At 71.8% G+C, this 6,208-nt stretch carries 7 protein-coding genes and 1 pseudogene; 4 read left to right on the plus strand and 4 right to left on the minus strand.

Going from position 1 to position 6,208, the window contains the following annotated elements:
* Nucleotides 1–1,016, minus strand: a pseudogene (locus VFO68_RS27725) (DNA-binding protein); the annotation flags it as partial.
* Between the two features lie 81 nt (nucleotides 1,017–1,097).
* Between VFO68_RS27725 and VFO68_RS27730 the strand changes: the two are divergent.
* Genes VFO68_RS27730 through VFO68_RS27745 form a run of 4 tightly spaced genes read left to right on the plus strand, consistent with a single transcriptional unit; the run spans nucleotide 1,098 to nucleotide 4,127 of the window.
* Nucleotides 1,098–1,292 (plus strand): hypothetical protein, encoded by a 195-nt coding sequence (locus tag VFO68_RS27730; RefSeq protein WP_325161344.1) that lies wholly within the window; start codon nucleotides 1,098–1,100, stop codon nucleotides 1,290–1,292.
* A 19-nt stretch (nucleotides 1,293–1,311) separates the two neighbouring features.
* Nucleotides 1,312–2,712 (plus strand): NAD-dependent malic enzyme, encoded by a 1,401-nt coding sequence (locus VFO68_RS27735; RefSeq protein ID WP_325161345.1) that lies wholly within the window; start codon nucleotides 1,312–1,314, stop codon nucleotides 2,710–2,712.
* 3 nt (nucleotides 2,713–2,715) lie between these two features.
* Nucleotides 2,716–3,195: a cyclic pyranopterin monophosphate synthase MoaC gene (gene moaC, locus VFO68_RS27740; RefSeq protein WP_325161346.1), complete on the plus strand. Its 480-nt coding sequence runs from the start codon at nucleotides 2,716–2,718 to the stop codon at nucleotides 3,193–3,195.
* Nucleotides 3,192–4,127 carry a molybdenum cofactor biosynthesis protein MoaE gene (locus tag VFO68_RS27745; protein WP_325161347.1) on the plus strand — a complete coding sequence of 312 codons (936 nt, stop codon included), beginning with the start codon at nucleotides 3,192–3,194 and terminating at the stop codon, nucleotides 4,125–4,127. The genes moaC and VFO68_RS27745 overlap by 4 nt, the downstream gene beginning before the upstream one ends.
* A 54-nt stretch (nucleotides 4,128–4,181) precedes the next feature.
* Here the strand turns inward: VFO68_RS27745 and VFO68_RS27750 are convergent, their stop codons facing one another.
* From VFO68_RS27750 to VFO68_RS27760, 3 genes are all read right to left on the minus strand, one after another.
* Complete coding sequence (locus VFO68_RS27750; protein WP_325161348.1) at nucleotides 4,182–4,802, minus strand: transglycosylase family protein; 621 nt, start codon at nucleotides 4,800–4,802, stop codon at nucleotides 4,182–4,184.
* 384 nt (nucleotides 4,803–5,186) lie between these two features.
* Complete coding sequence (locus tag VFO68_RS27755; protein WP_325161349.1) at nucleotides 5,187–5,447, minus strand: MoaD/ThiS family protein; 261 nt, start codon at nucleotides 5,445–5,447, stop codon at nucleotides 5,187–5,189.
* A gap of 4 nt (nucleotides 5,448–5,451) precedes the next feature.
* A partial coding sequence (locus VFO68_RS27760; protein ID WP_325161350.1) for a GTP 3',8-cyclase MoaA occupies nucleotides 5,452–6,208 on the minus strand: 757 nt, incomplete at its 5' end.

Below are 6,208 nucleotides of genomic sequence, written 5' to 3' on the forward strand. Positions count from 1 at the left end.
GCCGCCCACCGCCCGGCCGGGTTGGCGCCCAGCCAGGCATCCACCTGGGTGGTCGGCGCCCACTCCGGGGTGGTGCTGGCAGTCGAGACAGTACTGTCGACGACCAGCCCGGCGGCCAGCGCCAGCTCGGCGAGCAGGCCGGCCTGCCGCTCGTCGACGTCCAACTCGCGGGCCGCCCGGCGCAGGTCGCGCTGGCCGAGCCCGCCGGACTTGAGCACCGGCGGCGGCGCCTCGGTCCACAGCGTCAGCAGCGTCTCCATGCGCCGGACCAGCTCGAGCACCTCGCCGGCCGCCGTCGCGTCCACCGTGGCCGGTCGCTGCGTTGAGCCGCGCAGCTCGGGCTCGTCCAGGCCGAGCGAGCCGAGCGGGGCCTCGCCACGCAGCGCCAGCCCGACCTGACGGGGCAGCTCCACCGTCTCGGCGTCGCGGCGCAGCAGCAGGCCCAGGGCGAGCAGGCGCTGCACCGGGGTCTGCGCCCGGTCCAGCGGGACCGGCTCGGCGGCATCCCGCGTTCGCCCGATCGGCTGACCGTGGGCCAGGGTGGTGAGCAGCCGCCGTTCGGCGTCGGAGAGCCCGGCCAGCAGGGCCGGCAGATCGGCCCCGGCCAGCTCCGCCGACGGCCGGCCCAGCCCGCCGGGAAACGGCCCGCCGACCTCGCGGGCGGCCGGCACCAGGGCGATGGCCGTGTCGTCCCCCCAGGCCAGGGCGAGCCCGCGCAGCGTGCGCACCGCGCCGGCGACCCGGTCCGGTTCGACGCCCAGCGCGCTGGTCACGGTGGTCAGCGGGACCGGCTCGTGGTCGGCGTCGGCGAGCAGCAGGGCGTCCAGCACGGTCAGCAGGAACGTGTCCAGGCCCTCGGCGGCCCGGGCAACCGAGGCCCGGGCGCCGGCCCGGGCGGCGAGCACGCTGCTGTCCGGCGGCGGCGGGGTGGCCAGGTCCGGCCGCGCCCGCAGCAGCTCGACCAGCGCCGCGTCATCCTGTTCGCGCAGCCATTGAGTAAGGGTCGAGCCCGGCACCTTGACCACGGTATACGTGCGGCCGGCTCCAGTTGGGTCGAGTAACGTACGCAGGCGCAACGCGGAAGAACGGGAGGGCCGGTGGCGAAGGGCGTCAACACGGACCGGATCGACCCCGCCTGGCCGGGGGACGACGACAACGGCAGGCACCCGGTCAGCGAGACCAATGCCGACCGGCAGGGCGCACTGTCGCCGTTCGGTGAGATCGAGCTGCCGCTGCCGCTGGACAAGCTGCCGTACGAGCACCCGGTCACCGAGATCAACTGGCAACCCTGACGGAAGATAGAGTCCGGGTATGCCAGTTCCCGGTCCGGGCTACTCGATAACCGTCCGGCTCGAGGCGCCGCCCTCGGCGAGCGCCGCGGGCGACCTGGCCAGTGCGATCGGCAAGCTCGGCGGCGTGATCACCGCGTTCGACGTGGTGGAGTCGCACACCGACCGGATCGTCGTCGACATCACCTGCAACGCGCTGTCCGAAGGCCACGCCCGGGACATCACCGACGAGCTGGAGCGGCTGCCCGGCGTCGCGGTGCGCAAGGTCTCCGACCGTACCTTCCTCATCCACCTGGGCGGCAAGATCGAGATCCGGTCCAAGGTCGCGCTGAAGAACCGCGACGACCTGTCCCGGGCCTACACCCCCGGCGTCGCCCGGATCTGCCAGGCGATCGCGGAGAACCCGGACGACGCGCGCCGGCTCACCATCAAGCGCAACACGGTGGCCGTGGTGACCGACGGCTCGGCGGTGCTGGGCCTGGGCAACCTGGGGCCGGCCGCCGCGCTGCCGGTGATGGAGGGCAAGGCGGCGCTGTTCAAGAAGTTCGCCGACGTGGACGCCTGGCCGGTGTGCCTGGACACCCAGGACACCGAGGAGATCATCCGCACGGTGCAGTTGCTGGCGCCGGTCTACGGCGGCATCAACCTGGAGGACATCGCCGCGCCGCGCTGCTTCGAGATCGAGGCCCGGCTGCGGGAGATGCTGGACATCCCGGTGTTCCACGACGACCAGCACGGCACCGCGATCGTGGTCACCGCCGCGATGCGCAACGCCCTGCGGGTGGTCGGCAAGTCCATGGCGGACTGCCGGATCGTGGTGTGCGGAGTGGGCGCGGCCGGCTCGGCGATCATCCGGCTGCTGCTGCAGCGCGGGCCGGGCGAGGTGATCGCGGTGGACGTGCACGGCATCGTGCACCGGGACCGGCCGGCCATGGACGACAACATGGCCTGGGTGGCGGCCAACACCAACCGGGCCGGGATGACCGGCACCCTGCATGACGCGCTGGTCGGCGCGGACGTCTTCATCGGCGTCTCGGCGCCCAACCTGTTCGGCGCCGAGCAGGTCGCCACGATGGCGCCCCGCGCGGTGGTGTTCGCCCTGGCGAACCCCGACCCGGAGATCGACCCGCTGGAGGCGCAGCGGTACGCGGCGGTGGTGGCCACCGGGCGCAGCGACTACCCGAACCAGATCAACAACGTGCTGGCCTTCCCCGGGGTGTTCCGCGGTCTGCTGGACGCGCAGGCCCGCACGGTCACCGACGACATGCTGCTGGCGGCCGCCGACGCGATCGCCGACGTGGTGGACGACGAGCGGCTCAACGCCTCGTTCATCGTGCCCAGCGTGTTCGACTCGGCGGTCGCCCCGGCCGTCGCCGAGTGCGTGCGCAAGGCCGCCGGCCCCCATCATGCAACTACCATCTGAGGCGTGCGTGAGCTGAGCCACCTGGACGCGGCCGGGGCCGCGCGCATGGTCGACGTGTCCGGCAAGGACGCCACCGCCCGGATCGCCACGGCCGCCGGGCTGGTGCGCACCACCGCCGAGGTGGTGGACCTGTTGCGCCGGGACGGCCTGCCGAAGGGGGACGCGCTGGCCACCGCGCGGATCGCCGGCATCATGGCGGCCAAGCGCACGCCCGACCTGATCCCGCTGTGCCATCCGATCGCGCTCTCCTCGGTCACCGTGGACCTCGTGCTGGCCGGCAGCACGGTGGAGATCACCGCGGTGGCCCGCACCACGGACCGGACCGGGGTGGAGATGGAGGCGCTCACCGCCGTCGCGGTGGCCGGGCTCGCCCTGCACGACATGATCAAGGCCGTCGACCCGGCCGCCGTGCTCGACGCGGTGCGCCTGGTGGAGAAGGTCGGCGGCAAGAGCGGAACCTGGACCCGACCGGAGGATCGATGACCGAGTCCCGAACGGCCCGGGTGGTGGCGGCGTCCAACCGGGCGGCCGCCGGGGTCTACGCCGACCGGACCGGCCCGGTGATCGCGGCGTGGCTGCGCGAGCGCGGGTTCGAGGTCGGCGAGGTGCAGGTGGTCCCGGACGGCGAGCCGGTGGCGGCGGCGCTGCGCGCGGCCGTCGCCGAGCGGGTGACCGTGGTGGTCACCACGGGCGGGACCGGCATCAGTCCGACCGACCGCACCCCGGAGGCCACCGCGTCCGTGCTGGACTACCAGATTCCCGGGCTGGCCGACGCGATCCGCGCGGCCGGGTTGCCGGCGGTGCCGACCGCAGCGCTGTCCCGCGGTCTGGCCGGGGTCGCCGGGCGGACCCTGGTGGTGAACCTGCCCGGCTCGAGCGGCGGGGTGAAGGACGGGCTCGGGGTGCTGGACGGGGTGCTGGCGCACGCGGTCGACCAACTCTCCGGCGGCGACCACGACCGGCCGGGCGGACCGCCGGCCGACCGGCCGGCGGCCCGGGTGCTGCGCGCGGTGATCGACGAGCGGACGCTCTCGGTGGACGAGCACGCCGACCTGGTGTCCGACCAGGCGGCCGGCGCGGTGGTCACCTTCGCCGGCGTGGTGCGTGATCATGATCATGGCCGGTCGGTCGTGGAACTGCGCTACGAGGGCCATCCCAGTGCCGCGGCCACCATCGAGGAGGTGGCCGCCGACGTCGCCCGGCGGCATTCCGGGTTGCGGGCGCTCGCCGTGAGTCACCGGATCGGCCCGCTGCGAATTGGCGACATCGCGTTGGCCTGTGCCGTTTCCGCTGACCACCGCCGGGCGGCGTTCGAGGCGTGCGCGAATCTCGTCGACGAGGTGAAAAGCCGGCTTCCTATTTGGAAGCACCAAATTTTCACCGACGGCACCGACGAATGGGTCAACTCCCCCTGAATGCACTCTGGCCCCGGCCGCGATGCGACCGGGGCCAAAGGTGCTGCTGCCCTGTTACTTGGTGGCGAGCTTCTGGCCGACCAGGATCAGGTTGGGGTTGCTGATGAAGTCCTTGTTCTTCTCGAACAGGGCCTGCCAGCCACCCTGGACGTTCTGCGCCTGGGCGATCTTCGACAGCGAGTCGCCGGCAACGACGATGTAGTCGCCGTTCGGGTTCGACGTCACGGTGACCGTGACCGGCGCCGCCACCGGGGCGGCGGGCTTCTGAGCCGGCTTGCTCTTCTGGGTCTTCGGCTTCGCCGACTTCGCCGGCGCGGCCGAACCGCCGCCGCCACGCTTGCCACAGGTCGGCCACGCGCCAATACCCTGCGTGCGCAGGACGTTCTCGGCGACGCGGATCTGCTCCTCACGGGAAGCGTTGGCCGGGTTACCGGTACCGCCGTTGGACTTCCAGGTACCCGGGCTGAACTGCAGGCCGCCGTAGTAGCCGTTGCCCGTGTTGATGCTCCAGTTCCCGCCGCTTTCGCACTGGGCGATTGCGTCCCAGTTGGGGCTCGCCTGCGCCGTACCAGCGGCGATGGCGAACGGAGCACCCACGGCGACGCCGGCGACGACAACACGAGCGATGGTGCGGGTGGCAGCGTTGGGCATGCGGTGCTTGCCTCGGTTAGCCATTAGGGTCTCTCTTCTGCGCCAGCGTCCATTGTGGACGGTCGGTTTCGGGCCGACCACGCCCCTGTCCGGAAGTCACTTTCACTCGGGGGTATTTCTCGGACATCCGCTGGACAGGGTTCGGCGCGCGGGCATCCGGGTTTGCTTGAGTTGGTCGGGACCAACCGACACGGAACGGTACGGAATGGCTGACTAAATGGGAAATCGTATCGAGTGTGATCGTCGTCACAGTAACAACCGGAGTAGCCCGACGATCATGCGCATATGCCCAGGTCAATGCAAAGATGATCAGTAGTTATCGGCCGGTGATGTGTGCATATTGGCCAACTATTCGATTGAGTGTTGAATCACTCTTCCAGGGGAAATGGCTACAAAAAGTGACAGCCTCTAACCGCCAGCGAACGGCGGGAGAACATCCAGCTCAGCACCCTCGGTGAGCATCGCGGCACGGTCCCGGACGGCCATCCCGTCCAGCAGGAAACTGCAGGCCTTCAGCACCCGGGTGAGCTCCTCCCCGTGCCGGGCGGCCAGCGTGTCCAGCACGTCGTGCACGGTGCTGCCGGCCGGCACGGTCAGCTCCTCGCCGGTGGTGCCCGCGGCCGCCCTGGCCGCGGCGAAATACCGGACCCGCATCCGCAGATCCACCATCTGCTCAGCCCCCGATCGCGCTCATCGGCCGCAACGGCTGGGCGAACCCGGCCTCGTTGATCTGGTGGCCGGCCAGCTTGGTCCACATGGTGGCCCGCCAGATGTCGGCCAGTTCGTCGTCGCCTGCGCCGGAGCGCAGCGGGCCGCGCAGGTCGGTCTCGGACTGGCTGAACAGGCAGTTGCGCAACGCTCCGTCGGCGGTCAGCCGGGTCCGGTCGCAGGCGGCGCAGAACGACCGGGTCACCGAGGCGATCACCCCGACCTCGCCCGGCCCGCCGTCGACCAGCCAGCGCTCGGCCGGGTCGGCGCCACGCGGCGTGTGGCTGGGGGTCAGCTCGAACGCCTCGGCCAGCCGGGCCAGGATCTCCTCGGCGGTCACCATGTCCGCCCGGCGCCAGCCGTGTTGCGCGTCGAGTGGCATCTGCTCGATGAACCGCAGGTGGTAGCCGTTGTCGAGGCAGTACCGCAGCAGCGGGACCGCCTCGTCCTCGTTGACGCCGCGCAACAGCACGGCGTTGACCTTCACCGGGGTCAGCCCCGCGTCCCGGGCGGCGGCCAGGCCGGCCAGCACGTCGGCCAGCCGGTCGCGCCGGGTCAGCTCGGCGAACCGGCGGGCGTCCAGGGTGTCCAGCGAGACGTTGATCCGGTCCAGTCCGGCGGCGTGCAACCCGGCGGCCCGGCGGGTCAGGCCGATCGCGTTCGTGGTCACCGAGATCCGCGGTCGCGGTCGCAGCGCGGCGGTGCCGGCGACCAGTTGCTCG

The organism is Actinophytocola sp. (assembly GCF_035712165.1).
In the GTDB taxonomy this organism is placed as follows: domain Bacteria; phylum Actinomycetota; class Actinomycetes; order Mycobacteriales; family Pseudonocardiaceae; genus DASYTH01.